This is a genomic window from Streptomyces griseorubiginosus, from assembly GCF_017614965.1.
Classification (GTDB): domain Bacteria; phylum Actinomycetota; class Actinomycetes; order Streptomycetales; family Streptomycetaceae; genus Streptomyces; species Streptomyces griseorubiginosus_B.
This window is the reverse complement of record NZ_WVUG01000029.1, coordinates 24,308-47,882: the sequence shown is the minus strand read 5'-3', so window position 1 is coordinate 47,882 and position 23,575 is coordinate 24,308. Positions and strand designations below refer to the sequence as shown.

At 71.8% G+C, this 23,575-nt stretch carries 25 protein-coding genes and 1 pseudogene; 10 read left to right on the top strand and 16 right to left on the bottom strand.

Features of this window, described 5'->3' with window-relative positions; all coding sequences use genetic code 11:
• Together GRC12_RS45420 and GRC12_RS08715 are read right to left on the bottom strand one after the other, a co-directional pair.
• A pseudogene (locus GRC12_RS45420) lies at positions 1-174 on the bottom strand (SHOCT domain-containing protein); the annotation flags it as partial.
• Between the two features lie 123 nt (positions 175-297).
• Entirely contained in the window at positions 298-741 is a 444-nt protein-coding gene (locus tag GRC12_RS08715) for a DUF6325 family protein (RefSeq protein WP_208778601.1), read from the bottom strand.
• Positions 742-881: 140 nt separating this feature from the next.
• Here GRC12_RS08715 and GRC12_RS08710 point away from each other — a divergent pair, with 140 nt between their 5' ends.
• Positions 882-2,180 (top strand): hypothetical protein, encoded by a 1,299-nt coding sequence (locus GRC12_RS08710; protein WP_244372379.1) that lies wholly within the window; start codon positions 882-884, stop codon positions 2,178-2,180.
• Here the strand turns inward: GRC12_RS08710 and GRC12_RS08705 are convergent.
• Entirely contained in the window at positions 2,161-2,832 is a 672-nt protein-coding gene (locus tag GRC12_RS08705) for a GAP family protein (protein WP_208778600.1), read from the bottom strand. The genes GRC12_RS08710 and GRC12_RS08705 overlap by 20 nt on opposite strands.
• 324 nt (positions 2,833-3,156) lie before the next feature.
• Here GRC12_RS08705 and GRC12_RS08700 point away from each other — a divergent pair, with 324 nt between their 5' ends.
• Positions 3,157-3,999, top strand: a complete 843-nt coding sequence (locus GRC12_RS08700; protein WP_208778599.1) for a YhjD/YihY/BrkB family envelope integrity protein — start codon at positions 3,157-3,159, stop codon at positions 3,997-3,999.
• A 25-nt stretch (positions 4,000-4,024) separates the two neighbouring features.
• On the opposite strand, the gene GRC12_RS08695 is transcribed toward GRC12_RS08700, so the two are convergent.
• The 6 genes from GRC12_RS08695 to GRC12_RS08670 all read right to left on the bottom strand — a co-directional run bounded on the left by GRC12_RS08695 (position 4,025) and on the right by GRC12_RS08670 (position 9,537).
• Positions 4,025-5,314, bottom strand: coding sequence for a chloride channel protein (locus GRC12_RS08695; RefSeq protein WP_208778603.1), 1,290 nt, complete (start codon positions 5,312-5,314; stop codon positions 4,025-4,027).
• Positions 5,315-5,500: 186 nt separating this feature from the next.
• Positions 5,501-6,151: an SRPBCC family protein gene (locus GRC12_RS08690; protein ID WP_208778598.1), complete on the bottom strand. Its 651-nt coding sequence runs from the start codon at positions 6,149-6,151 to the stop codon at positions 5,501-5,503.
• A complete protein-coding gene (locus GRC12_RS08685) occupies positions 6,148-6,510 on the bottom strand; it encodes an ArsR/SmtB family transcription factor (protein ID WP_133048515.1) in 363 nt (120 codons plus the stop codon). Before GRC12_RS08685 ends, GRC12_RS08690 begins: the two co-directional genes overlap by 4 nt.
• Before the next feature lie 51 nt (positions 6,511-6,561).
• A complete protein-coding gene (locus GRC12_RS08680) occupies positions 6,562-7,884 on the bottom strand; it encodes an aldehyde dehydrogenase family protein (RefSeq protein WP_208778597.1) in 1,323 nt (440 codons plus the stop codon).
• A 100-nt stretch (positions 7,885-7,984) separates the two neighbouring features.
• The gene (locus tag GRC12_RS08675) at positions 7,985-9,181 is read right to left on the bottom strand and encodes an RNA polymerase sigma factor (protein ID WP_208778596.1); all 1,197 of its coding nucleotides are present in this window, start codon (positions 9,179-9,181) and stop codon (positions 7,985-7,987) included.
• Entirely contained in the window at positions 9,181-9,537 is a 357-nt protein-coding gene (locus GRC12_RS08670) for a YciI family protein (RefSeq protein ID WP_208778595.1), read from the bottom strand. The genes GRC12_RS08675 and GRC12_RS08670 overlap by 1 nt, the downstream gene beginning before the upstream one ends.
• Before the next feature lie 97 nt (positions 9,538-9,634).
• Between GRC12_RS08670 and GRC12_RS08665 the strand changes: the two genes are divergently transcribed.
• A complete protein-coding gene (locus GRC12_RS08665; protein ID WP_208778594.1) occupies positions 9,635-10,708 on the top strand; it encodes an acyl-CoA dehydrogenase family protein in 1,074 nt (357 codons plus the stop codon).
• Positions 10,709-10,771: 63 nt separating this feature from the next.
• The gene (locus GRC12_RS08660; RefSeq protein WP_208778593.1) at positions 10,772-11,689 is read left to right on the top strand and encodes a class I SAM-dependent methyltransferase; all 918 of its coding nucleotides are present in this window, start codon (positions 10,772-10,774) and stop codon (positions 11,687-11,689) included.
• Between the two features lie 6 nt (positions 11,690-11,695).
• Here the strand turns inward: GRC12_RS08660 and GRC12_RS08655 are convergent, their stop codons facing one another.
• From GRC12_RS08655 to GRC12_RS46900, 3 genes are all read right to left on the bottom strand, one after another.
• Positions 11,696-12,841: an LLM class flavin-dependent oxidoreductase gene (locus GRC12_RS08655; RefSeq protein ID WP_208778592.1), complete on the bottom strand. Its 1,146-nt coding sequence runs from the start codon at positions 12,839-12,841 to the stop codon at positions 11,696-11,698.
• A 48-nt stretch (positions 12,842-12,889) separates the two neighbouring features.
• Positions 12,890-13,444 (bottom strand): NADPH-dependent FMN reductase, encoded by a 555-nt coding sequence (ssuE, locus tag GRC12_RS08650; RefSeq protein WP_208778591.1) that lies wholly within the window; start codon positions 13,442-13,444, stop codon positions 12,890-12,892.
• A gap of 168 nt (positions 13,445-13,612) precedes the next feature.
• Complete coding sequence (locus GRC12_RS46900; protein WP_368861482.1) at positions 13,613-13,690, bottom strand: putative leader peptide; 78 nt, start codon at positions 13,688-13,690, stop codon at positions 13,613-13,615.
• 239 nt (positions 13,691-13,929) lie between these two features.
• On the opposite strand from GRC12_RS46900, the gene GRC12_RS08645 reads away from it, so the two are divergent.
• Together GRC12_RS08645 and GRC12_RS08640 are read left to right on the top strand one after the other, a co-directional pair.
• Positions 13,930-16,611: a LuxR C-terminal-related transcriptional regulator gene (locus GRC12_RS08645; RefSeq protein ID WP_208778590.1), complete on the top strand. Its 2,682-nt coding sequence runs from the start codon at positions 13,930-13,932 to the stop codon at positions 16,609-16,611.
• A gap of 136 nt (positions 16,612-16,747) precedes the next feature.
• The gene (locus GRC12_RS08640; protein ID WP_133048506.1) at positions 16,748-16,945 is read left to right on the top strand and encodes a hypothetical protein; all 198 of its coding nucleotides are present in this window, start codon (positions 16,748-16,750) and stop codon (positions 16,943-16,945) included.
• An 11-nt stretch (positions 16,946-16,956) separates the two neighbouring features.
• On the opposite strand, the gene GRC12_RS08635 is transcribed toward GRC12_RS08640, so the two are convergent.
• Positions 16,957-18,363, bottom strand: a complete 1,407-nt coding sequence (locus GRC12_RS08635; protein WP_208778589.1) for a DUF2252 domain-containing protein — start codon at positions 18,361-18,363, stop codon at positions 16,957-16,959.
• 198 nt (positions 18,364-18,561) lie between these two features.
• Here GRC12_RS08635 and GRC12_RS08630 point away from each other — a divergent pair, with 198 nt between their 5' ends.
• The 4 genes from GRC12_RS08630 to GRC12_RS08615 all read left to right on the top strand — a co-directional run bounded on the left by GRC12_RS08630 (position 18,562) and on the right by GRC12_RS08615 (position 21,563).
• Positions 18,562-19,224, top strand: coding sequence for an HdeD family acid-resistance protein (locus tag GRC12_RS08630; RefSeq protein ID WP_208778588.1), 663 nt, complete (start codon positions 18,562-18,564; stop codon positions 19,222-19,224).
• A 105-nt stretch (positions 19,225-19,329) separates the two neighbouring features.
• Positions 19,330-19,764 (top strand): SHOCT domain-containing protein, encoded by a 435-nt coding sequence (locus GRC12_RS08625; protein ID WP_208778587.1) that lies wholly within the window; start codon positions 19,330-19,332, stop codon positions 19,762-19,764.
• Positions 19,761-20,183 (top strand): DUF7144 family membrane protein, encoded by a 423-nt coding sequence (locus GRC12_RS08620; protein WP_208778586.1) that lies wholly within the window; start codon positions 19,761-19,763, stop codon positions 20,181-20,183. Before GRC12_RS08625 ends, GRC12_RS08620 begins: the two co-directional genes overlap by 4 nt.
• A gap of 15 nt (positions 20,184-20,198) precedes the next feature.
• Positions 20,199-21,563 (top strand): diacylglycerol/lipid kinase family protein, encoded by a 1,365-nt coding sequence (locus GRC12_RS08615; protein ID WP_208778585.1) that lies wholly within the window; start codon positions 20,199-20,201, stop codon positions 21,561-21,563.
• 126 nt (positions 21,564-21,689) lie between these two features.
• Here GRC12_RS08615 and GRC12_RS08610 read toward each other — a convergent pair whose 3' ends face one another.
• From GRC12_RS08610 to GRC12_RS08600, 3 genes are read right to left on the bottom strand one after another with little or no spacing between them, the layout of a single operon-like run.
• Positions 21,690-22,250 carry a DUF1269 domain-containing protein gene (locus GRC12_RS08610; RefSeq protein WP_208778584.1) on the bottom strand — a complete coding sequence of 187 codons (561 nt, stop codon included), beginning with the start codon at positions 22,248-22,250 and terminating at the stop codon, positions 21,690-21,692.
• Positions 22,251-22,308: 58 nt separating this feature from the next.
• Complete coding sequence (locus GRC12_RS08605) at positions 22,309-22,818, bottom strand: RDD family protein (protein ID WP_308286500.1); 510 nt, start codon at positions 22,816-22,818, stop codon at positions 22,309-22,311.
• The gene (locus GRC12_RS08600; RefSeq protein WP_208778583.1) at positions 22,815-23,573 is read right to left on the bottom strand and encodes a hypothetical protein; all 759 of its coding nucleotides are present in this window, start codon (positions 23,571-23,573) and stop codon (positions 22,815-22,817) included. Before GRC12_RS08600 ends, GRC12_RS08605 begins: the two co-directional genes overlap by 4 nt.
• Positions 23,574-23,575: the final 2 nt, after the last annotated feature.

The window sequence follows — 23,575 nt, the reverse complement described above, 5'->3', positions numbered from 1 at the left end:
GGGTGGAGGCGCCTGGTAGCCCTGCTGGGGTGCCTGGGGCTCCTGGTAGGCGGCCTGTTGCTGGGCCTGCGCCGCCCAGCGGCCCTGCTGGCGGCGTGACACCCGATTGGAGACCGCGGTCGCCGTGCCCGCGACCACGGCGGTACGCGCAACTCCGCGAAGTAGACCTGGCATGGCAATCGCCTCTTACCCGAAGTCGATGGAAGACACCATGTCCATTGCACCATCACCCGCATCGGGCGGCATCTCGGCATGGCGTATGACGTGCGCGTTCCACGATCCCGCCCGCTTCTCACCTCAGGACGCGGCCTCGGCGGCTTCGAGGGCGGCGAGGACGGCCTGCACGTTCAGGCGTCCGGAGGCGACGAGCTGCGCGCCGCCGCGCCGCAGGGCACTCGCGAAGGGAGCCGCCCACAGGTTCTCGTAGACGAGCAGACCGGCCGAGTTGCCCGGCTCCACGGCCGCGGCCGCCTCTTCCAGGTCGTCCTGGCCCAGCAGGTCGGAGCTGGCGCCCTCGAACACGGCGAGGTCGAGATGACCGTCACCGGTGAGGTCGGCGATCTCCAGGGCGGTCACCGAGCCGTCCTCGTCCTTCCTGATGAACCTCAGGTCCAGGATGCGGATGATGCCCCGGTCCACGAGATCGACGAGCAGCGGGAAGGCCTCGCCCGTCATGCGGTTTCCCGGGAACTCCACGACCAGGTAGTCGATGGGTCCCATGTCGTCGAACTGCTCGCTCATGGTGGTCACCTCTGGCAGGCCCGGACTCCCCCTGGTTGCCATTGCATCACCGGACATGGACCGGCGCACCTCGTGCCCGCGTCACTCCTCCGGGCCCTCCCGGCTCGCCCGGTGACCTCTCCCGGGATCTCCTCGGAGGCATGACGAGCAGCGACACGCCCCCGTCGGACCGCCCGAACGACGGTGAGCTGGAGGAACTGCGGCGCCGGGTCAGTGAACTGGAGAGCACCCGGCGCGAGCCGAAGCACCGGCTGCGGGCGCTCGGTTCGACCCTGCTGATCATTCTGGCGTCCCTGCTGGCCCTGCTCGCGGTGATCGCGGTCTGGGCGAACAGCATCATCCGGGACACCGACCGCTACGTCGCCACCGTGGCGCCCCTCGCGTCGAACCCCGATGTGCAGCAGGCGGTGACCAACCGGGTCACGGACGCCGTACTGCAACGGGTCGACGTGGACGGTCTCGTCAAGCAACTGAGCGACGCGGCCTCGCAGAAGGGCGTACCGCCGAGGGTCGCGACCCTGGTCGGCAACCTCGACGGACCGATCACCAACGGCCTGAAGACACTGGTGAGCACCACCGTGCAGCGTGTGGTCTCCAGTCCCGCCTTCGAAACGGTCTGGAAGAACGCCAACCGTCGGGCCCACAGCGCCGTGAACAAGGCGCTCACCGGCAACAGCGACAGCGTCGTGCAGTTGAAGGACAACGCGGTCGCCATCGACGTGGGGCCGATCGTGGACCAGGTGAAGGAGCGCCTCGTCGCTTCGGGTCTGGGGGTCGCGGCGAACATCCCCTCGGTCCACACGGACTTCGTCGTGGTGCAGGGCAAGGACATCGGCAAGGTCAAGACGTATCTGCGCATCCTGCAGATCGTCGGCGACTGGCTGCCGATCATCGCGGTCCTCGTCGCCGCCGCGGGCGTGTTCCTGGCGTTCCACCGCCGACGGGCGCTGATCGGGGCCGCGATCGGGTTCTTCCTCGCGATGGTGCTGCTGGGTGTGACGCTCACCGTCTTCCGCGCGGTGTATCTGGACCATCTGCCGCCGGGCACCAACTCCGCTGCCGCGGGCGCCGTGTACGACGCGCTGGTGCGCTTCCTGCGCTCCAGCGTGCGGGCGGTCGGGGCGCTGGCCCTGGTCACGGCCATCGGCGCGTTCTTCATCGGCCCGTCCCGCCCCGCCGTCTTCACCCGGCACTTCTTCAGCAGGAGCATCGGCGCGGGGCGGGAGGCGTCCGTCTCGGCGGGGCTGCGACTGGGCCCGGTGGGCCGGTTCGTGCACCGCTTCAAGAAGTGGATCGGAGCGGCGATCCTGGCGGTGGCCGCGATCGTCCTGTTCACCTGGAGCTATCCGACCACCGCGGTGGTGATCTGGACCGCCGTGATCGTGCTGGCCGCCTTCGCCGTCCGCGAGTTCCTGGACGTCAGGACGTCAGCTGACTGATGCTCCTGCTCACCAGGAACAGCCCGGCCACCAGTGCCACGGCCACAAGCGCCTGTTCCTGGTGGGTCTCGATCCAGGTGCGCAGCTTCCCGAGGCGCACCCTGGCCGAGTCCGGGGCGAACGTCGTGTAGACCTCCATCGCCAGCAGACTGCTCGTGGCGAGCAGGCAGTACCCGAACAGGGCCACGTACGAGGAGGTCTGGGACAGATCGGCGCCGACCACCGTGGCGGCGCCGGCCGCCACGAGCCCCCAGGGCTGGAGCAGCGGACCCATCCCCGCCGCGCCCCACAGGGACAGCCGGTCGAGCCGCGCCATCAACCCGCCGCCGGACGACTTGTGCCGGTGCCGGGTCCGCTCGTGGTTGCCGTGCCGCGACCGGTGCCGGTACCAGCCGTACCCGACGAGCCCCACACCGATGGCGAGCTTGACGGCGGAGGAGGCGGTGGAGGGCGGGGACTTGGGAGCCGGCGGTTTGCCGCCGGTGGTCAGCAGGACGGCGGCCAGGACGGCCACGAAACAGGCGAGCCAGGCCAGGATGAAGACCAGGCCCTTCAGGATCCCGCGATCAGCCGACAGCACCAGGACGAACGCGGTCACCGACAGAGGGAACACGGCGATCGCGAGGCCGATGAAGACCAGGTCAAGCACCATCGCGGCCCCCGCGCGATCCTGTCCGCCCGGACACGGAACGGCTTTCGCCCATGACCTCAGTCTCGCCGCTGGGCGCACGGCACACCATTCGTCCACGGCGGGGCGGCTCACACGATCGCGTGGCCTCGCTTCTCGTTCGCCGCTGCTCACGCCGTTTTGTTGACCCGTTCGGCCCTTCGGGGTGCGCCTGCCTGGGCCAAGCGGTCCCAGTGAGGGCACCCTGGCAGCATGCAGTCAGGGACAGGGACCGGAGGAAACAGCCCGGACCGCCCGTCGCGCCGGGCATCGCGCCGGAAACGCCTCGCCTCGACACGGGCCCGGCTGATGGGACTGCGGACCCGGGCCGAGACCCGCTTCCCGGTGATCACGCATCTGCTCTCGCATCTGATCTCGGTGAACGTGCTCGACTCGGCGACCCGGCTGGCGGCCCAGACGTTCCTCACGGCCGTCCCGCTGCTGTTCGTGGTGGCGTCCATCGCCCCGCCGGCCCTGCGCGACCAGCTCGTCAACTCCCTGCACGACGCCTTCGGACTGTCCGGAAGCGCGAACGCCGAACTCAGCAAGGCCGTCCAGGGCACCGGTGCCCCGTCCGACGAGCTTCGGCAGACCACCGGTGTGGTCGGCGGGCTGATGGTCCTCATCTCGGCCACCGCGTGCAGCCGTGCCATGCAAAGGATGTGCCAGCGCGCCTGGAGCCTGCCCAAGGCGGGTGCCCGGGTGGCCGCCTGGCGCTGGGTCGTCTGGCTCGCGGCCTGGCTGCTGATGTTCGCGCTGCAGGGGAGCCTGCGCAACGGCTTCGGCCTCGGTCTGTGGCTCGGTGTGCCCCTGTTGCTGATCGCGGAGGTCGCCATCTGGTGGTGGACGCAGCATCTGCTGCTGGTGGCGCGTGTGCCCTGGCGGCCGCTGCTGCCGGGCGCGCTGCTGACCGGAGCGGCCCTGGCCGTCCTCACCTCCGCCGCGCCCCTGTACGTGCCCAGGGCCCTCAACCACAGCCTGGACAAGTACGGCTCGCTGGGCGCCGTGTTCACCCTGCTGTCCTGGCTCATCACGCTCTGCGTGGTCGCGACCCTGTGCGTCACCGCCGGCGCCGTCATCGCCCGCGAACCCTGGGCGGCCCGCCGTCTGGGCACGCCCGGGCTGCCGGACGCGCCGCCCGACGACACGTAGCCGACCGTTCCGGGAAGACGGCGCGTCAGTGAGCCGGCTGCTCGGCCGGCTGCTCGCCGACCGCCGGGAGGCTCGGGCCCTGCGGCAGCATCTGGACGACCACGAACGACACCACGGCGGCCAGCACGACGAGGGCCACCGTCTCCACGTTGCCGAGCAGCAGCACGACCAGGACGACGCCGCTCACCGGCAGCCGCAGGGCCGCGGTCACCGTGGCCGCCATCCCGACCGCCATCGCCGGGACCAGCCCCAGTCCGGGCAGCGGTGCCAGCAGCACCCCGGCCGCCCCGCCCAGGAACAGGGCGGGGAACACGGGGCCACCGCGCAGGCTGCCCAGGCACAGCGCGTACGCCAGGCCCTTGAAGGCCAGTACGGCGATGAGCGCGCCCACCGGCCAGGCATGCGGATCCTGTGCCAGCCGGGCCAGCGTGTCCTCACCGGAGAGGGCCGCCTCGGCCGGTGAGCGTCCCGTGGCGAGCGCGTACAGGGTGATGCACACCGCGGCGCCGAGCGCGCAGAGGGTCGTGTTCCGTACCGTCCGGGTCGCCACGAAACGGGCCGCGAACCGTCCGCCCACGAAGATCCAGTGGATGAGGAACGCGAGGGCGGGGGCCAGCACCAGCACCCACAGCACGTCACCCCAGTCGAGGGGCGGCGGCTTGGGCAGGCCGATGTTCAGGCTTCCCGTCTGCAGGCCGGTCCAGTGGACGAATCCGGTGAAGATCAGGTCTCCCACGCCGCTGGCCAGCAGGGCCGGCAACATCACCGCGAACAGTTGCGGCCCGCCCACCCCGGCGACCTCCATCAGCAGCACCGCGCCCACGATCGGGTTCCCGAACAGCGCGGAGATGGCGGCCGCCGCCCCCGCCGCGCCCAGCAGTGCCGTACTCGCCTGGGTCTGCGGAGCTCGGACCAGGCCCGCGAAGAGCAGTGCGAGTCCGCCGCCCATCGCGATCAGCGGGGCCTCGGGGCCCAGCACGACGCCGAGCGGAAGCCCGACCAGAGCGGCGATCAGGACACCCGGCAGTGCCTTGCTGGAGACACCGCCGGCGTGCAGGCCCCCGGCCGGAAGGTGTCCGCCGCGGCCGGGAAACCGGGCGACCACCAGGCCGACGACGAGACCGGCCACCGTCAGCAGCGGAAGCGCCCACCACCAGGGCGCCTGTTTCCAGCCCAGGTCCTTGGGCCAGGTCGTCCAGAGCAGCTCTTCCAGCTGGCGCAGGGCCACCAGGAACCAGAACGCGATGAGGGCCACCGGAACGCCGATCAGCCCGCAGAACACCAGGGCCTTGCGGTACTCCGGCCGGCCCAGCATGGTCCTCAGCAGATCGGCTTCCGGAGGCTGGCTGCGCTCCGCCGCCTCCGAGCGGCCCTCCGACGTCGTTCCGGCGATGGGTCCTCCCGAGTTCGGCGCCACGCGCGGTGGCCGCTCCAACTATCCGAACATACCGGGACGAACATACCCGCAGGGGACAGTCCGGGCCACAGGTCCTAGCCCGTCCTAGCCTTCCCCGGGCTCACCGGCTCCGGTATAGGCGGCGATGGTGCGGTCCGCCGCCGCGCGCGCCGTCTTCTCGTCCTCGCCGCCCGCGAGGTTGGCCGCGTACCAGGCCTCGCTGCTGTCCGTCATGAACCGACGGCCCTCGTCCGAGCCCATCCAGCCCATGAACTTCTTCGGGTCGACGGGAGCGCCGCCGCTGCCCAGGTGCAGCGACAGGCCCCGGACCATCAGGTCCCAGCCGACGCCCACGGCACCGGGGCCGAACTCCGCCCACTTGGTGTCGTCGACGTCGGCGATGTGGTCGAGTTCGAAGCGAGTGCCGCCGCCGTCCTCCGGTGTCAGACGGAGTTCGATCCAGCTGACCTCTCCGCCGTACTCCCAGGTCGCCGTGAAGCCGCGTGGCGGGTCGCAGCGCTCGATCACGCCGCCGGCGTTGCCCTCGAGCTGGTAGCGGCCGCCGAGGCGCAGCTCCCCCGAGACCGGCAGCAGCCAGCGCGGGATCCGCTCGGCGTTCGTACAGGCGTCCCAGACGTCGTCCAGCGGGGCGTCGTAGGACCGGGCCACGGTCACCACGCGGGCCTCGCCCTCCCGGAAGGCGCGCCGGCCGACCTGCCGGTGTACGTCGTTGATGTCATGGGTCACGTCGGTCATGAGGTGCTCCTCGGGGTCTCGTCGGCGCCCCCGAGCCGGCGCGCGCGCCTGCCGCGGGCCAGTTCGGTGGCGAGGGCGTCCAGGTGCGGGGTCCAGAAGCGGCGGAAGCGGTCGAGCCAGGCGTCTATGTCCTGCAGCGGCTCGGTGTTGACCGCGTAGAGCCGTCGGGCTCCTTCGGGGCGCACGGTCGCGAACCCGTTGTCCCGCAGCACCTTCAGGTGCTGCGACACGCCGGGCTGCGAGATCCCGAACTCCTCCCCTATGACCTCGCACACCGCTCCGGAGGTCATCTCGCCGTCGGCCAGCAGTTCCAGGATCCGTCGGCGCACCGGGTCGCCGAGCACATCGAAGGCGTGCATGCGGCCAATGTATCAGCGATTGCTTATATAAGCAGCAGCCGATATGACGTTTCAGCTCAACGGCTTGCTCAGCACCGCCTTGCGGTGGCTGAAGGTCTCGATGGAGTAGCGGCCGTGGTAGCTGCCCATGCCGCTCTCCCCCACCCCGCCGAAGGGCAGGTCCGAGACGGTGAGATGGGCGAGCGGCAGGCCGTGGCCGAGGCCGCCGGAGGAGGTCTCGGCGGCGATCCGGGCGCGGGTCTCCTCGGACCCGGAGAACACGTAGAGGGCGAGGGGCTTGTCGCGGTCGTTGATGAAGTCGATCGCCTTGTCGAGGTCGGGCACGGTGATCACGGGCAGGACCGGGCCGAAGATCTCCTCCCGCATCACCGGTGACGCGGGGTCGACGTCGGCCAGCACGGTCGGCGCGATGTACTTGACCGTACGGTCGTGGTCGCCGCCCACGACGAGGCGGCCCGAGTCCAGCAGGCCCACCAGCCGGTCGAAGTGGCGTTCGTTGACGATGCGGCCGTACGCGCCGGAGGCCTTCGGGTCGGTGCCGTACAGGGCCTCGACCGCGCCGCGGAGCGCGGGCTCCAGGGCGGCGGCCGTCTCCGGATCGGTGAGCACGTAGTCGGGCGCGACGCAGGTCTGCCCCGCGTTCAGGAACTTGCCGCGGGCCAGGCGGTCAGCGACGACCTCGAGGTCGGTGTCGCGGTCGACGAACGCCGGGGACTTTCCGCCGAGTTCGAGGGTGACCGGGGTGAGGTGCTCGGCGGCGGCGCGCATGACGACGCGGCCGACGGTGCCGTTGCCGGTGTAGAAGATGTGGTCGAAGCGCTCGGCGAGCAGGGCCGTGGTCTCGGGGACGCCGCCCTCGACGACGGCGACCGCGTCGGTGTCGAGGTAGGCGGGCAGGAGACGGGCGATCGCGGCGGAGGTGGCCGGGGCCAGTTCGCTGGGCTTGGCGACCACCGCGTTGCCGGCGGCCAGTGCGCCGACCAGCGGGGCGAGCAGCAGCTGGGCCGGATAGTTCCAGGGGGCGATCACCAGGACGACACCGAGCGGGTCGTACTGCGTCCAGGCGCTCGCGTCGGCGCCGAGGTGGGCCGGGACCGGGGCGGACTCGGGGCGCAGCCAGTCGGCAAGGTGGTCCAGGGTGTGGTCGATCTCGCGGATCGTGAAGTCGATCTCGGTGCGGTGTGCCTCGGCGGCGCTCTTGCCGAGGTCGGCATGGAGAGCCGCGGCCAGGTCGGGCCCCTTCTCCGTGAGCAGTCGGCGCAGCAGGCCGAGCTGGGCGGTGCGCCACTCGACGGGCTTGGTGCGGCCGGTGCGGAAGGTGGCGCGCAGCCGCGCGACGATCTCGGCGGGCTGCTCGGGGGTGGGGTGGTTCACGGTGCCTCGCTGCTGGTGCACGGCCTTGCGGCCCGGTCAGGTGTATATACCAACCTTTCATACACCAAAATAAATTCCGCCGACGGGACGCCCCCTCCCGTCACGTCCGCAGGAGTTCCCGGCGGCGCCGTTCCAGGTAGACACGCTCGGCCGGGTTCTCGGCCCGCTCGAGGGCCGCCTCGTACTCCCGCACCGCCTCGGTGTCGCGGCCCAGCCGGCGCAGCAGGTCGGCGCGGACCGCGTGGAAGACGTGGTACGTGTCGAGGTCGAGGGCGTCGACCAGTTCCAGCGCCCGGCGCGGGCCCTGGGTCTCGGCCACCGCGACCGCCCGGTTCAGCGCCACGACCGGACTGGGGGTGAAGGCCGTCAGCTGGTCGTAGAGCCTGAGGATCTGCCCCCAGTCGGTGGCCTCCGCGGTGGCCGCGTCACTGTGCACGGCCTGGATGGCGGCCTGGATCTGGTACGGGCCGGGCCGGTCGCGGCGCAGACAGCGGCGGACGAGGGACTGTCCCTCGGCGATCAGTTCCCGGTTCCAGCGGGCGCGGTCCTGTTCGGGCAGCGGCACCAGCTCGCCGTGCTCGTCCTGGCGGGCGTCCCGGCGGGAGTCGGCGAGGAGCATCAGCGCGAGCAGGCCGAGGGCCTCCGGCTCGTCCGGCATCAGGTCGACGAGCAGCCGGCCGAGGCGCAGCGCCTCCGACGTCAGTTCGGGTGTGCCCTCGTACCCCTGGTTGAAGATCAGGTAGACGACGGCCAGGACGCCCTGCAGCCGGTCCGGGAGATCGGCGTCCCGGGGCACGCGGTAGGGGATCCGCGCGTCGCGGATCTTGGCCTTGGCGCGGACGATCCGCTGGGCCATGGTCGGTTCGGGCACCAGGAAGGCACGGGCGATCTGGGGTGTGGTCAGGCCGCCGAGCAGGCGCAGGGTGAGGGCGACACGGGCCTGGGGGGCGAGCGCGGGGTGGCAGCAGGTGAAGATCAGACGGAGCCGGTCGTCGCGCACGGGGCCCTCCTCGGCCGGTGCGTCGGGGGTGTGCAGCAGGGCGGCCTCGGCGTGTCGTGCGTCGCGTTTCGCCTCCCGGCGCAGCCGGTCGAGTGCGCGGTTTCTGGCGGTGGTGATGATCCAGCCGGCCGGGCTCGGCGGCACGCCGGTCCGCGGCCAGGTGCCGAGCGCCGTGGCGAACGCGTCCTGCACCGCTTCCTCGGCGAGGTCGATGTCGCCGAGGAAGCGGACGAGGACGGAGACCGCGCGCCCGTACTCGGCGCGGAAAACGGCCTCGACGTCGACGGGCTGTGGCATCAGTCGTCGGCCTGGTGCAGGAACGGCCGCACCTCGATGGGCAGGGTGGTGGCCCGGGTCGCCTTCCTGCCCCACTCCAGGGCCGCGTCCAGGTCGGGCGCCTTGATCAGGCAGATGCCGCCCAGGTACTCCTTGCCCTCGGCGTACGGCCCGTCGGTGATCAGCACCTCGCCGTCCTTGGGGCGCAGCACGGTCGCCGTCTCGGGGCCGTGCAGCCCGCCCGCGAACACCCAGGCGCCCGCCTCGCGCAGCTCGGTGTGGAAGGTGTCGAGGTTGCGGCGGATCTCCGCCATGGCCTCGGGCCCGGGCGGCGTACCGTCGGCCGGGGTGATCACGCTGAGCAGGTAGTACTGCATGACGTCCTCCTCGGGTGGTGTCGCTTTCTCACCTCCTACACGAACGCCACTCCCCCGGATCGACACCGCGCACGACGAGATCGGGAGAATCTTTTCCATGACCACGGCACCGCACCCGGCCACCGCACCCCACCCGCTCGTCACCACCGCCCGGACCCTCGCCGGCTCCCTCCTCGCTCCGCAGGCGGCGCGGGTCGACCAGGAGGGCGTGCCGGCGGGGCACATCGAGGCGATCAAGCGCTCGGGCCTGCTGGGCGTGAGCGCGCCGCGGGAGTACGGCGGCGCGGGCGCCCCCGACGCGGTGGCGCGGGAGATCATGGAGATCCTCGCCGGGGCCTGCTGCTCGACCTGGTTCGTCCAGACCCAGCACCACACACCGGTGAAACTGCTGGCACAGTCCGAACTGCCCGTCAGAGACCGGCTGTTGCGGCCACTGGCCACCGGGGAGCTGCTGGCGGGCATCGCCTTCGCGCACGTGCGTGCCTTTCCTCGCGTCCCGGTCCGCGCGAGCGCCGAGCGCGGCGGCTGGCGCTTCGAGGGGACGGTCCCCTGGTACACGGGCTGGGGCCTGAACGACGTGATGCTCCTCGCCGGGGTGACCGGCACGGACGAGGTGGTGTTCGCCTTCACCGAGGCGCGCGAACAGCCCGGGCTGCGCCCGTCACCGCCCCTGCGGCTGGCGGCGCTCACCGCCGCCCGTACCGTCTCCCTGGAGCTGGACGGGCTGTGGCTGCCCGAGGAGTCGGTGGTGCTGCGCACCCCGCAGGAGAAGTTCGCCCTGGTGGACCGGCCGCGCAACACCAACGCCTCCCCCGCTGTCTTCGGCGTGGCGTACGCCGCGCTGCGGGTACTGGAGGAGGCCGGGGAAGCGGAGACGGCACGACCTCTGCGCGGGCGCCTCGATGAGGTGCGACGACAGGTGTACGCCCTGGCCGAACACCCGGTCCCGCACGAGCGCGTCGAGGAACGCCTGGCACTCAAGACACGGTCGTACGACCTGATGCGCGCGGCGACGACCGCGGCGATCGTCGCGGGCGGCGGGCGCGCCATGGATCTGGCCGGGACCGCCCAACGCCTCGCCCGCGAGGGGATGTTCCTCCTCGTGCAGGGTCAGACGGCCGAGGTGCGCCGGGCCCATCTCGACGCCCTGGCCGCACCGTGGGCCGACTGAGCTGTTCACTGGACATTCAGTCGGCGGCCACTTTCTCCGGCGCCGGATGAGCAGACTCGTTTCATGGCGATCGCACAGTCAATCGACAAGAACCCCGCCGAGCTCAAAGACGTCCCCGGCTGGTTCCCTCCGCTGGACCAGCTCCTGTTCACCTGGTTCCTGGAGCGGCAGGAAAAGGGCGGCTTCCGGGGCGATCTGGTGGAACTCGGCGTGTACATGGGCAAGAGCGCGATCCTGCTCGGCCAACATCGGCAGGACGGCGAGGAGTTCACGGTCTGCGACCTGTTCGGGGGTGAGGCGCCGGACGGCGCCAATCAGGCGGAGACGGCGAAGTCGTACTCCTCCCTCACCCGGCAGGCCTTCGAGCGCAACTACCTCTCCTTCCACGACACCCTGCCCCGGGTGCTGGAGGCCCCGTCCTCCGTGATCTCGGCGGAGGTGAAACCGGGCACCTGCCGCTTCGTCCACATCGACGCCTCCCACCTGTACGAGCACGTACGCGACGACATCTCGGCCGCCCGCGACCTGCTGCTGCCCGAGGGCATCGTCGTCCTCGACGACTTCCGCTCCGAGCACACCCCCGGCGTCTCGGTCGCCACCTGGGAGGCCGTGCTCAACCGCGGGCTGCGCCCGATCTGCCTCAGCACCCAGAAGCTGTACGGCACCTGGGGCGATCCCGAGCCGGTGCAGGAGGAACTGCTGGCGATGCTGGAGGAGCGGACGGACATCGGTCTGAGCGTGCAGGACGCCGCCGGGCACCGACTGGTGCGCACCCGCGCCAACAAGGGCATGCAGGCACCGCCCTTCCCGCACTCCCGGCACTACACGCCGCCCGAGCCGCAGCAGCCGGCCCCTCCCGCCCCGTCCTCGGTGCCCGCTCCCCGGCGCCCGCGCTCCCGTGCCCGGCGCATAGGCGTGGACCTGATGCCCCCGATCCTCACGAGGACGGTGCGTCGGGCCCTGGCCAACCGCTCCCGGTAGGGCGCCTCAACTCGCGAACGGCACCTGGGCCGACGCGGCCGCCGGGCTGCCGAACGGGTGCCGCCACAGTCCCTGGGCGGCGAGGCGGGGCAGGACCCCCTCGCCGAACCAGTACGCCTCCTCCAGGTGCGGGTAACCGGAGAGGACGAACTCGTCGATGCCCAGGGCGTGGTACTCCTTGATCCGCTCGGCGACCTCGTCATGGCTGCCGACCAGGGCGGTGCCCGCGCCGCCGCGCACCAGGCCGATGCCGGCCCAGAGGTTGGGGTGGATCTCCAGGCCGTCCCTGCTGCCGCCGCCGTGCAGGGCGAGCATCCGCTGCTGCCCCTCGGACTCGCTGCGGGCGAGTCCGGCCTGGACGCTCCTCACCGTCTCGGGGTCGAAACCGGCCAGCAGGCGGTTCGCCTCCGCCCACGCCTGCTCGGCGGTGTCGCGGGTGATGACATGCAGCCGGATCCCGAAACGCAGGGTGCGCCCCTCCCGCGCCGCGAGCCCCCGGATCCAGGCGATCTTCTCGGCCACCTGCGCGGGCGGCTCGCCCCAGGTGAGGTAGGTGTCGGCGTACCGCGCGGCGACCTGTCCGGCGATCGGCGAGGAACCGCCGAAGTACACCTCGGGGACGGGATCGGGCAGCCGGGCCAGCCTGGCGTCCTCGACCCGAAGGTGCTCACCGTGCAGGTCGACGGTCTTGCCCTCCCACAACTCCCGTACGATCTGGAGGAATTCGCCGGTACGACGGTAGCGGTCGTCCTTGTCGAGGAAGTCGCCGTAGGCCCGCTGCTCGTGACTCTCGCCGCCGGTGACGACGTTCAGCAGCAGCCGTCCGCCGGAGAGCCGCTGGAAGGTGGACGCCATCTGCGCGGCCAGCGTCGGCGAGACGAAGCCGGGCCGGAAGGCGACCAGGAACTTCAGACGGTCACTCGCCTGGGCGACCATCGCGGTGGTCAGCCACGCGTCCTCGCACCAGGCACCGGTCGGGGTGAGCGCGCCGACGAAGCCCAAGTCCTCGGCGGCACGGGCGATCTGACTCAGATAGGCGACCGTCGGCGGCCGGTCCCGACCGGAGGCGGTCGCCGGCGTGCCGTGGCCGCCACCGACCACATGGCGGCTGTCGCCGTTGGTGGGCAGGAACCAGTGGAAGGTGAGGGACACGGGATCTCCGATCAGGGTGCGTGGCGGCACGGCGGCCGATGGCGGGGGTCAGCTCGCCGCGGCCAGCACGCGGGGGCTGCCCAGGGCCGTCGAGAACTGGTCGACCACCTGGGTGAGCGCCTCGGTCGCGGGGGGCGCGACCGTCAGTGAGCCGTCCTCGTGCACGGTGATGTCCTTGTCGAGGGTGAACCAGCCCTGCACGATGTGGGCGGCGCCCATGGAGGACAGGACCGGCCGGAGCGCGTAGTCGATGGCCAGGACATGGGCGGTGGAGCCGCCGGTGGCCAGCGGCAGCACGGTCTTGCCGGCCAGCGCGTACTGCGGGAGCAGGTCGAGGAGCGCCTTGAGCACGCCGGAGTACGACGCCTTGTAGACGGGGGTGCCGACGACGACCCCGTCGGCCCGCGCGAACAACTCGGTCGCCTCGACGATGGCGGGGTGCCGGAAGTCCGCGCCCAGCAGGGCCTCGGCCGGCACGGTGCGCACGTCGAACGGGATCACCTCGTGGCCTTGGGCGGTCAGCCGCTGGTCCAGGTGGCGCAGCAGTCGGTTCGTGCGGGAGGAGGCGGAGGGGCTGCCGGAGACGGACAGGACGGTGGCCATGGGTCCTCTTTCGGGGATGCGCGGGGGCGCCGGGATGTGCACTCTCGGGAGCGGAGGCCGAATATTTCCGGGCACGCCGAATTCGAGAAGGGCGCCTTTTCAGCGCAGGCGCGAGTGCGGTGAATTCAGAGGGGGGAAGAGAGAAAACGCGGCGGATCCAGAAATTGATCAGGCCGCGAGGCAACAGGAGGCGCTGGAGACGCGTGCGAGGTCGACGTGGCGTCGCCGCGTGAGGTCCAGTCGCATCTTCATGTCCACGATCGTGGCAGCCGGTGACGAGAAGCGTCAAGGAAAGCCGTAGTGATCTCGCATCGCGGACCCGGGGCCTTTCCGGTTTCCCGGTACACCGACGTCGTAGGCCCCCTGGGCCTTTCGTTGGGCCGTTCGGCCCTGCGATGAGGTCATTGGGCAGGGTGTGCCAGGCGCATCTGCGAGGAAAATGGGATGCTGAGCGATGGGGAGCGCTGCCCATGACCTGACTCACAGTGGTGGTGAGCGCCGTGGCTGCTGCCGAGGACCAACCGGTTTCGACCGGACAGTGTGTCGATCCGCTCGGGGACCCATTCCTGCGTACACGTTTCGCCCTGCCCGCGAGACCTGGCACCTTCCTGCCCCGACACCGGCTCAACCAGCACCTGGACCGGGCACTGCACACGCCGCTGACCATGGTCAACGGTCCGGCCGGCGCCGGCAAGACGCTCCTGGTCGCGGACTGGGCGGCCGGTCTGCAGCAGCCGGTCGCCTGGCTCACGGTCGAGGCGGAGGGCAAACGGCCGGGCATGTTCTGGGCGTACTTCCTCCAGGCCGTGCGCGCCAGCGGCAGGATGCTGCCCGACGGGCTCGGCGGTCCCACCGACGCGGACCACGTGGACCAACGGGTGCTGTCGGCGATCGCCGAGGACCTGGACGCCACCGGTCCGGCCCTGACCGTCGTCCTGGACGAGTACGAGCGCGTGACCGCACCGGAGATCGCGGACCAGCTGGAGTTCGTCCTGCGGCATGCCGGGCAGGGGCTGCATCTGATCCTCGTCACCCGCACCGAGCCCATGCTCTCGCTGCACCGCTACCGGGCGGCGGGCGAGCTGACGGAGATCCGCGACGCCGAGCTGGCCTTCACCCCCGAGGAGACGGTCGCGCTGCTGGAGCGGCACGGTCTGACACTGTCGGTCGCCGCGGCCCGGGCCCTGGTGGAGCGCACGCGCGGCTGGGCCGCCGGGCTGCGCCTGTGCGCCCTGGCCGCGCGCGAGAGTCCGGACCCGGCGGCCTACCTGAAGGAGTTCGAGGCGGACCGCAGCACCATCGCCGACTACCTGCTCGGCGAGGTGCTCAAACGGCAGCCGGAGCAGACGCAGGACCTGCTGCTGCGCGTCAGCGTGCTGGACCGCTTCTGTCCCGATCTGGTGAACTCGCTGACCGGCCGGAACGACGCCGAACGCATCCTGACCGACCTGCACCGGGACAACGCCTTCGTGGAGCAGCTCGGGCACTCCTGGTTCCGTCTGCACCCGCTGTTCGGGGAGATCCTGCGGACCTATCTGCGCGTGCACCGTCCCGGGCTGGAATCGGAGCTGCACCGGCGCGCAGCGCGGTGGCTGCGCCGGGCGGGCTCGCTTCCGGAGACCCTCGCGCACGGGGCCGCCGCCGGTGACTGGGACTTCACCGCCGGTGCCCTCGTCGACGACCTGGCCATCGGGCAGTTCTTCACGGGCCTGGGCTCCGAGGACCTGACGGGGCTCTTCTCCGACATGGGGCCCGAGGCGACGAGCCCCGCCACCGACCTCGTACGGGCCGCCCGCGACCTGTCCCGCAGCGACTTCCAGCACGGCCTGGCCCATCTGCGCGACGCGGAGGAAAAGCCGCCCACCGGCACCGGCGATCCTGCGGCCGTCCAGCTGAGCCGCGCACTGCTGGAGGCGTTCGCGGCCCGGCTGACCGGCTCACCGGAGCTGGCGGAGCGGGCCGCCGAGACGGCCGAGGAAGCTCGGCCGGAACTTCCCCCGCACCTGCTGGACAAGCACCCCGAACTCTCCGCCCTGCTGCTGACCCACCTCGGTTCGGCACGTCTGTGGGCGGGGAGGTTCGAGGACGCCCGAGCCGCGCTGTCCCAGGTGGTGGGCTCTCCCGGCAAGGCCTCCACCGTGCTGGCACGGGAGGAGTCGATGGGGCACCTGGCGCTGATCGACTATCTCAACGGCTGGCCGGCCCGGGCCGAGCACAAGGCCCTGGAGGCGGTGAGCGAGACGGAGCGCTACGGCCTCTCCCCGCCGTCCGGCTCCGGGATCGGGCAGGTGGTTCTGGCCGCCGTGGCCATCGACCGCAACGAACTCGGCCGGGCCAGGGCTCTCCTCGATGAGGCCGCAGAGCTCTCCGTCGCGCCGCACGACCCGGTGACGGCCGCCGGACGGGCCATCGTGACGGCCCGGCTCCAGCTCGCCCAGGGCAATGCCCCGGCCGCCGTCGAGGCGGCGGACCCGGATGTCGCCGCCGCCGTGGCCTCGCCATGGGCGGACAGCCACGAGACGCTGGTGACCTCGGCCGCCTACCTGGCCGAAGGCCGGCCCGAGCAGGCCGCCGACGTCCTGCGGCAGCTCGCCGACGACCAGCCGTCGTGCGCCGTGGAAGCCGCTCGTATCCAGCTGGCCGTGGGCAACGAGGAGGCGGCCGTCGACCTTCTCGACTGTGTCCCCGCGGCCGGCCGGCCCGGCCCGGCGGTGACCGTCCGGGCCACTCTGGTCAGAGCCCAGGCCGCGGATGCCGCGGGGGACGTCGACGCCGCCCACCGACTCTTCGCCCAGGCCCTCCTCGACGCCCGGCGCGAGCAGTTGCGGCGCCCCTTCCTGGACGCCGGGCGGTGGATCCGCCCGCTCCTGGTCACGGCACCGCTGAACGAGCTGGCCGCGGGGTGGCTCACCCCCGGTGCCTCGACGCACACGGGGCCGGCCGGGACTCGGCCGCTCCCTCTGCCGATCGTCGTGGAGGAGCTCACCACACGGGAACTCGAAGTCCTTCAGCGACTGGCCCAGATGATGTCGACCCAGGAGATCGCCGCGGACCTGTTCGTGTCGGTGAACACGGTCAAGACCCACCTCAAGAGCCTGTACCGGAAGCTGGCGGTCAACCGCCGCAGCGTCGCGGTACGCCGTGGCCGGGAGATGGGACTGCTGTGACCGTGCCTTCCTCGGACGGCCGGAGATCGGGACGCCGGTTCACCTGTGCCGGGTGAGGCCGGGTGGGCCGAACGGCCGGACGATCTCAGTACGGGGCGCAGACCGCCGCACCAGGTCGCTCGCGGGAGCAAAGCCCATGCGCTACGAGATCCGGGTCGAGGGAAACATGTCGGAGACGCTGGCCAAGGCTTTTCCGGAGCTGGACCACGTCCTCATGTCGGGCCAGACGGTCCTGTTCGGTTCCGTCGTCGACGAGGCCCAGCTGTACGGGCTGCTGGCCCGCTGCCAGTCGCTGGGCCTGCGCGTCCTGGAGATGCGGCAGACGCCCGAGTGAGCGAGCCCGGCTCACAGCTCCGCCGCGGTGATCCGGCCGGAGCGAGCCGCGGCCCGCAGCGCCTCGAAGTCCCGCTCGTTCCGGTCGGCGTAGGACTGCCCGAACTCGGCGATCGCCCGGTCGAAGCGGTCGCTGCCGCCGAGGTACGCGGCGATGGCGACGGGGTCGCCGGACCGGGCGTGGGCCCGTGCCAGACTGGCGCCGCACAGCCGTCCGAAGAGGTTCAGCAGATCCGGGCCCATGGTCTCCGGCCTGGCGACGCCCTTCCATTCGTGCAGCTGTCGTACATGGAAGTCCCGGCCCTTGCCGTCCAGACCCACCGCGTGCGTCCAGCCCAGGAAGATGTCGCTCGTCGCCTGGATCAGCCGCTGCCCGTTGACGACCCGGCGGCCCTGGTTGTCGTAGCGGTCGCCGCCCAGCTGAGCGGCCAGCACCGACTCCTGCGCCTCCTTGGCCTGCAGCAGCAGAGGATCGTCGTCATTCCCGCCGAGCAGGAGCAGCATCCAGCAGCGGGTGCCGGCGCCGGCGACGCCCACCACCTTCCGGGCGATGTCCACCAGGTGGTAGCGGCGCAACAGATGCCGGCGCTCGGGAGGCAGGGTGCGGGCGTATCCCTCCACCACGAGCCGCAGCATCTTCTCCTCCTCGTCACCCGACGAAGCGGACACCGGGTCCCGCAGCGGAGTGATCAGCGGTGGGTCCGGCGTGATGCGACGGCCCTCGACCGTGGTGCGGGTGAGCTTCTCGAACGCCTGCAGGTGCGTGCGGGTGCGGGCGGACGTGACGGCCCGGGCGGCCTGGCGCCCGGCGTCCTTGTCCGTCGCGGAGGCGAGCAGCCTGCGCAGCCGGTCCACGTCGTCCTGGGCGTACCAGACGTCGAGGGTGCGCATGCGGGCGAAGTCGCGTATCCGCTCCCGGTAGGCCCGCACGCAGGACCGTACGACCCGGTTCTGCTGACTGAGCGAGAGGCCGTTCTCCCGGCCCGCGATCACCAAGCCGGCGGTCAGACGTTTGACGTCCCACTCGAACGGCCCGGGGAAGGTCTCGTCGAAGTCGTCGATGTCGAGGACCAGATGGCGTTCCGGTGAGACGAACAGCCGGAAGTTCAACGGGTGCGCGTCGCCGCAGAGCTGCACTCCCAGACCCGTGTTGGGGGTGGGCCCGAGGTCCGCGGCCATGACCGCCGCCGCGCCGCGGTAGAAGCACAACGGCGACTGAAGCATGCGGCCGTGGCGGACCGGCACCAACTCCGGTGCCCAGGACGCCGACTGACGTTCCATCACCTCGACGGGATCGAACCGGTCGGGGCCGGCCTCGAACCACCCGTGGCACGAGCGCGACGCACGGACGCGGGCGTGCCGGCCGATCGCGGCCCGCTCGGCGGTCGACAGGGCTGCGCTGAAGTTCGGTACGGTCATGGCCCTGCCTCCCTGAGATCGCCCGTTCCGCTGCGCGGCGTCGCGGCCTCCAGCCCACCGGCACGGCGACGCCGCCCGGATCACCCGGAACGGGTGACCCGGCCGCCGGTACGGCGGGGGACCCTTGCCCTGAGGTCCCCGCACACCGCCCCGTCGGGCGGTCCGGTGCCGACCCGCCGACCCACGCGAGGAGGAGCCATGACCGTTCCGCGTGGTACGGCACCGCGTACCGGACCGCAGTTGAGTCCCGACGGGGCGGTCCACGATCAGGCGGACGGCACCGAGCGGGCCCTGGAGCAGCTCGGCCGCTCCTGGACCTGGATCCTGGGGTCCGCGGTCGCGACGCTCGTACCGGGCCTGCTGGTTCTGGTCTGGCCGGACGAGACCCTGCACGTCCTGGCCGTCCTCATCGGCCTGTACCTGCTGGTCAACGGGGCGTTCCGATTCGTGGCGCTGTTCGCCGGTCAGGGGATCGGCGAGCGGATCGCCGGACTGCTCATCTCCGTGCTGTACGTGCTGGCCGGAGTGCTGTGCCTGCGCAACCCGCTGCAGACCGTGACCGCGCTCTCGCTGGTCGTCGGAATCCTCTGGCTCGTGTCCGGGATCCTCACCCTCTTCACGGCGATCACCGCGGAGGACCTGCCGCACCGCGGCTTCGTCCTGGGCGCCGCGGTGCTCGGCATCCTCGCCGGGGTCGTGGTCCTCGCCCTGCCGACCGAGTCGGCCCGCGCGCTGACCCGGCTGCTGGGGCTGTGGCTCGTCCTGCTGGGCCTGATGGAGCTGGTGCTCGCCCTCGCCTGGCGGGCGGCTCTGCGCAGGTCGGGCGTCATGGGCGGCCCGGGCCCCTCGTCGGCGACCTGACGCCCCCGTTCACCCGCGCCGGGTGAGGCCGTCCGCTTCTTGCCGTGCGCACGCTGAGAAGGCAGAGAAAGGCGGCCGTGCGGCCGCCCGGGACGGAGGAGAGCCATGAGCACGCCGACGTACCTCGCGTACGACTATCCGCTGCTGAGCGTCTTCTGGTCCATGCTGGTGTTCTTCCTGTGGATCATGTGGTTCGTCCTGCTCTTCCGGATCGTCGTCGACATCTTCCGCGACGACGACATGGGCGGCTGGGCGAAGGCCGGCTGGCTGGCGCTGGTCATCCTCCTTCCCTTCCTCGGGGTGTTCGTCTATGTGATCGCCCGCGGCAAGAGCATGGGCCGCCGTGAGGTGGCACAGGCACAGGCGCAGCAACGGGAGTTCGACTCCTACATCCGCAGGACCGCCGGAAGCGGCAGCGGGTCCAGCAGCGTGGACGAACTCGCCAGGCTGTCGGAGATCCGCGCCCGCGGCGACATCACCGACCAGGAGTACGCCAGGGCCAAGGAACTGGTGCTCAGTGGAACGAGGTACTCAGGATGACCGCCACGCACACCGCACACGCTCCCTCGACGAAGCAGAACTGGGCCGCCGGCCTGACGGCCTTCGCCGCCGTCATGCTGACGATCGCCGGCCTCCTCGCCATCTTCCGGGGGATCATGGCGATCGCCGAGGACGACGTCTTCGTCAACACCCGTAACTACGTCTTCCAGTTCGACCTCACCGGCTGGGGCTGGGTCCACCTCGCCCTCGGCGTGGTCGCCGTGATCGTCAGCATGGGACTGTTCGTGACGTCCACCTGGGCCCGTGTCGCCGGCGTGGGCGTCGGGGCCCTCGTCCTCATCGCCAACTTCCTCTCGCTGCCGTACTACCCGGTGTGGTCGGTCGTGATGATCGCGATGTCGGGGTTCATCATCTGGGCCCTGTGCGTGGTCCGGCGGGACGACACCTCCGCGATGTGACGGACAGGTGAGGACATGGGTCGGCACCGCGGCTCGGGCACGAGCACGAGGCCAGCGGCGGACCCGCCCTCGGGCAGTGTCCTCAGGGCACGGGTCGCGCTGCTCGCCCTGCTGGGCAGCGTGCTCGTGCCGCTGATCGTCGCAGGTCTGCGCAGCGTGCTGTGGGCGCTGGCCGGCCTCGCCGGCCTGGCGCTCGCCGCCGTCGGGGTGTGGTGGACGCTGGCCCACACCGGTGTGCTGCGTGTCCTCGGGGCGGTGCTGTCGGTGGCCGCGCCGCTGGCCGTGCTCGCCCTGTACGCGTCCTCCGGCATGCTGGGTCCCGCCTGTCTGTCGCTGGCCCTGTGGGCCCTGGCCGTCGCCGCGGCGCACACCGCGCTGGCACCCTCGCACACCACCCGGCAGCCCAGGACGGCCGAGACCCCGCACAGCCCCTGGATCCTGATGAACCCGCGCTCCGGCGGGGGCAAGGTGGACCGGTTCCATCTCGCCGAGAAGGCGCGGGCGGCGGGCGCCCGGGTGGTGCTGCTCGAGCCGGGGCAGGACGTCGTGGACCTCGCGCGCCGGGCCGTGGCCGAGGGGGCCGATCTGCTGGCCGTGGCGGGCGGGGACGGCACCCAGGCGCTGGTGGCCGAGGTGGCGGCGCATCACGACGTGCCGTTCGCCGTGATCCCCGCCGGCACCCGCAACCACTTCGCTCTCGACCTCGGTCTGGACCGGGAGGATCCCGCCGCGAGCCTGGAGGCGCTCACCGACGGCGTGGAGCTCCGCGTCGACCTCGGGTTCGCCGCCGACCGGGTGTTCGTCAACAACGCGTCCTTCGGTACCTACGCGTCCGTGGTCGCCGACCCCGCCTACCGGGACGCCAAAGTGCACACCGCCCTGCAGACCCTTCCCGAGCTCCTCACCAGCAAGGACGCGCCCGCGCTGCGCATGCGGGCCGGGGGCTCCGAGGCCGAGGGCCTGCAGGCGCTCCTGGTCAGCAACAACCCCTACCGGCGCGCGGTCGACTCGGCCCATCCGGGACGCCGGGAACGGCTGGACTCGGGACGGCTCGGAGTGCTGTGCGTCCGCGTCGGCAACACCGCTCAGGCGGCCCGCCTGGTGCGCGGCCCGCGGTCCGGTTCGGTCATGCGCCTGAGCGCCGAGGAAGTCGTGGTCGAGGCGGACTCGGACGCCGTGGCGGTCGGCATCGACGGGGAGTACGTCACGCTGCCGGCGCCGGTGGTGTGCCGGTCCGCCCCCGCGGCACTGCGGGTGGTCGTGCCGCGTCACCGGCCGGGAGTGCGGGCGTCCGGCGGACCCGCGGACTGGCCACGGGTGGCGAGGCTCGGGTTGGGCCGCCTCGCCCCGCACCGCCGACGGGGCGTGCCCGCCACCTGAGCCGAAACGGCCCGAGTGGTACGCCGGTTCGGCCTACCACTCGGGCCACGCTCCCTGACAGTCCGGCGAGTTGAGGAGCCCGGCCAAGCTCCCTGACCAAGCTCCCTGATAGTCCGGGGAGTTGTGTCACAGACGCCGGTCGTCCGGCCGGCCGGCGGCCTCCTGAGCGGCGGTCAGGTCGTCGACGGTCTGGGTCGTCGCGAGGAGTTCGGCCGCCACCGGCGCGAGCGCCTCGGGCGTGAGGAACCCCTCCGCGAGGGGCAGGCCGCCCGCCTCACGGACGGCTTCGCGCAGGTGCTTGGCCCACAGGTGTTCCAGCAGGACGAACCCGGCCGCGGTGCCCGGGAGGAGTTCCTGCGTGAGCGACCTGAGGTCGTCCGGTGTGAACCCGACGTCCTTCGGTGCGGGGCCGTCCGCCTCCTCCCCCGCGCCGGCTTCCACCCCCGTCGCCTCCTCGAAGTGCGGGGCCAGCCCCAGCAGCGCCTCGATCATCTCGCCCATGCCCTCGGCCCGGTAGTCGAGTCCGACGGTGTCCCCGTCGCCGCCCTTCTGCAGGAACAGCACGTCGAGGACACGGATCTGCCCGCTGCTCTCCAGCGCTCCCAGCTCTTCGAGGACACGGCCCTCGAACTGCGCGTCCGGACCGAACCCGAGGGTCACCAGCTGCACGGGCCCGAGTGTCGTCATGGTCTCTCTCCTCTCCCCCGCCCGGGACTCATCAAGCCCGATCGGCCCCTCCCGCACCTCACCCTCCGGAGGTGAGCCCGCCCGGGCCGCCGAGGCGGGGGCCGGTGCTGCCGTACCAGTCGTGTACGACGGTGGTGCCGACGAGGAGGTCCTGGAGGGAGGCGCCGCGTCGGCTGACCGGGATCCACAGCAGCCCCACGGGAACGAGCGCGCACAGCACGGCACGCAGGAGGGCCCTGCCCGGGGACATCCGTCGCCCCGAACGACCGGTCACCCGCAAGCCCATCATCTGGTCCCCGACCGTGCGACCGCCGAGGAACCAACTGCCCGCGAGATAGACGACGAAGAGGACGTAACCGAGGACGGCGGTGACGACGGGATCGGGTTCGGGGAACGTGAACGGAGGGCCCGTCAGCAGGAACCGCGCCGCCGCATAACCGAGTTCGAGGAGGAACAGGAGCGCGAGCAGCACGAGGACGTCCACGGCGGCGGCCACCGTACGCGACACGATCCCGGCCGGCAGTCCCTGGACGACCGGCAGGCCAGACGGGCGGGTCGACGCTGTCACAGCGCCTCCACCTGGCGAACGGGCCCGGCGGCGGGCCGGTTGGTGGAATCCGTGCCCGCTCTGCGCAGCAGCCGGTCCGCGATGCGCTGCACGAGCCGGTCGGCGCGCGCGTTCTGTTCCCGGAACGCGTCCAGCGTCTCCGCCGTGATGCTCCCGCCCGTGTCCCGCACCACCCGGCCGATGTCCATTTCCTCCAGGACCAGTTCGGTGTACGTGACCAGGTCGACCCGGGCGAGCACAGCGTCGATGTCGATCCGGGAGGCGACACGGTCGACGTCGAGCCGGGAGGCGACGCGGTCGACATCGAGCCGGTCGGCCACGGCGTCGAGGTCGATCTCGTCGAGGACGGCCGCCGCCAGCACCTGTACGAGCCTGCGGGCCGCCGACAGCGCCTCGTTCCGCGCCCGCAGGCGTTCGGCGGCGCCACGCGCGCTCCAGTGGGCCACACGACGGCCGACGGCATCGGTGGCACCGGACGGCACGAGACCGCGCACGGCCGCCCGGGTAGCGGGCGCGGTCCGTTCCGCGGCACCCAACAGGGCCGAGGACAGCCGGTGTTGGGCTTCCAGGGCGAGGCCGAGAGCCGCGTCGGAGGCGGCCGCGGCGGTCGGGTGCCGTTCGCGTACCCGGACGCCTCCCGCCCTCGCCGCGGTCCGTACGGCCAGGTCGGTCAGGCCCAGCGCCAGCCGCGTGGCGTGCAGGAAGGTGCCGTCGGGGGACGGCTCGGGCGGGGTCGGGCTGTCGGGAACGCTCATCG

Excerpts from the sequence above, each read along its gene's own strand:
- GRC12_RS08715 (WP_208778601.1), bottom strand. The coding sequence starts at position 741 with ATGAGCGAGCAGTTCGACGACATGGGACCCATCGACTACCTGGTCGTG.
- GRC12_RS08710 (WP_244372379.1), top strand. The coding sequence starts at position 882 with ATGACGAGCAGCGACACGCCCCCGTCGGACCGCCCGAACGACGGTGAG.
- GRC12_RS08705 (WP_208778600.1), bottom strand. The coding sequence starts at position 2,832 with ATGGTGCTTGACCTGGTCTTCATCGGCCTCGCGATCGCCGTGTTCCCT.
- GRC12_RS08700 (WP_208778599.1), top strand. The coding sequence starts at position 3,157 with ATGGGACTGCGGACCCGGGCCGAGACCCGCTTCCCGGTGATCACGCAT.
- GRC12_RS08695 (WP_208778603.1), bottom strand. The coding sequence starts at position 5,314 with ATGCTGGGCCGGCCGGAGTACCGCAAGGCCCTGGTGTTCTGCGGGCTG.
- GRC12_RS08690 (WP_208778598.1), bottom strand. The coding sequence starts at position 6,151 with ATGACCGACGTGACCCATGACATCAACGACGTACACCGGCAGGTCGGC.
- GRC12_RS08685 (WP_133048515.1), bottom strand. The coding sequence starts at position 6,510 with ATGCACGCCTTCGATGTGCTCGGCGACCCGGTGCGCCGACGGATCCTG.
- GRC12_RS08675 (WP_208778596.1), bottom strand. The coding sequence starts at position 9,181 with ATGCCACAGCCCGTCGACGTCGAGGCCGTTTTCCGCGCCGAGTACGGG.
- GRC12_RS08670 (WP_208778595.1), bottom strand. The coding sequence starts at position 9,537 with ATGCAGTACTACCTGCTCAGCGTGATCACCCCGGCCGACGGTACGCCG.
- GRC12_RS08665 (WP_208778594.1), top strand. The coding sequence starts at position 9,635 with ATGACCACGGCACCGCACCCGGCCACCGCACCCCACCCGCTCGTCACC.
- GRC12_RS08660 (WP_208778593.1), top strand. The coding sequence starts at position 10,772 with ATGGCGATCGCACAGTCAATCGACAAGAACCCCGCCGAGCTCAAAGAC.
- ssuE (WP_208778591.1), bottom strand. The coding sequence starts at position 13,444 with ATGGCCACCGTCCTGTCCGTCTCCGGCAGCCCCTCCGCCTCCTCCCGC.
- GRC12_RS46900 (WP_368861482.1), bottom strand. The coding sequence starts at position 13,690 with ATGCGACTGGACCTCACGCGGCGACGCCACGTCGACCTCGCACGCGTC.
- GRC12_RS08640 (WP_133048506.1), top strand. The coding sequence starts at position 16,748 with ATGCGCTACGAGATCCGGGTCGAGGGAAACATGTCGGAGACGCTGGCC.
- GRC12_RS08635 (WP_208778589.1), bottom strand. The coding sequence starts at position 18,363 with ATGACCGTACCGAACTTCAGCGCAGCCCTGTCGACCGCCGAGCGGGCC.
- GRC12_RS08630 (WP_208778588.1), top strand. The coding sequence starts at position 18,562 with ATGACCGTTCCGCGTGGTACGGCACCGCGTACCGGACCGCAGTTGAGT.
- GRC12_RS08625 (WP_208778587.1), top strand. The coding sequence starts at position 19,330 with ATGAGCACGCCGACGTACCTCGCGTACGACTATCCGCTGCTGAGCGTC.
- GRC12_RS08620 (WP_208778586.1), top strand. The coding sequence starts at position 19,761 with ATGACCGCCACGCACACCGCACACGCTCCCTCGACGAAGCAGAACTGG.
- GRC12_RS08615 (WP_208778585.1), top strand. The coding sequence starts at position 20,199 with ATGGGTCGGCACCGCGGCTCGGGCACGAGCACGAGGCCAGCGGCGGAC.
- GRC12_RS08610 (WP_208778584.1), bottom strand. The coding sequence starts at position 22,250 with ATGACGACACTCGGGCCCGTGCAGCTGGTGACCCTCGGGTTCGGTCCG.
- GRC12_RS08600 (WP_208778583.1), bottom strand. The coding sequence starts at position 23,573 with ATGAGCGTTCCCGACAGCCCGACCCCGCCCGAGCCGTCCCCCGACGGC.